The 598-nt window shown below is 43.6% G+C and carries 1 protein-coding gene; it reads left to right on the top strand.

Annotation, left to right across the window (positions count from 1 at the left end):
- Nucleotides 1-598: GTP-binding protein (locus DS839_RS35960; RefSeq protein ID WP_368912127.1), on the top strand; the 598-nt coding region annotated here is incomplete at both ends.

Below are 598 nucleotides of genomic sequence, written 5' to 3' on the forward strand. Positions count from 1 at the left end.
CTTAGTAGTAGCAGCGACAGACGGTCCGATGCCACAAACTCGTGAGCACATCTTATTAGGTCGCCAAGTAGGCGTACCATACATCATCGTATTCTTAAACAAATGCGACATGGTAGATGACGAAGAGTTATTAGAATTAGTAGAAATGGAAGTACGTGAACTTCTTTCTCAATATGACTTCCCAGGTGACGATACACCAATCGTACGTGGTTCAGCGTTACAAGCGTTAAACGGCGTACCGGAGTGGGAAGAAAAAATTCTTGAGTTAGCACACCACTTAGATACATACATTCCAGAGCCGGAGCGTGCAATTGATAAACCGTTCTTATTACCAATCGAAGACGTATTCTCAATTTCTGGTCGTGGTACGGTAGTAACAGGCCGTGTTGAACGTGGTATCATCAAATCAGGTGAAGAAGTTGAAATCGTAGGTATCAAAGAAACTACGAAAACAACCGTAACCGGTGTTGAGATGTTCCGTAAATTATTAGACGAAGGTCGTGCGGGGGAAAACGTTGGTGCATTATTACGTGGTACAAAACGTGAAGAAATCGAACGTGGTCAAGTATTAGCGAAACCGGGTACAATCACTCCGCAC

This window comes from Taklimakanibacter deserti (assembly GCA_003574785.1).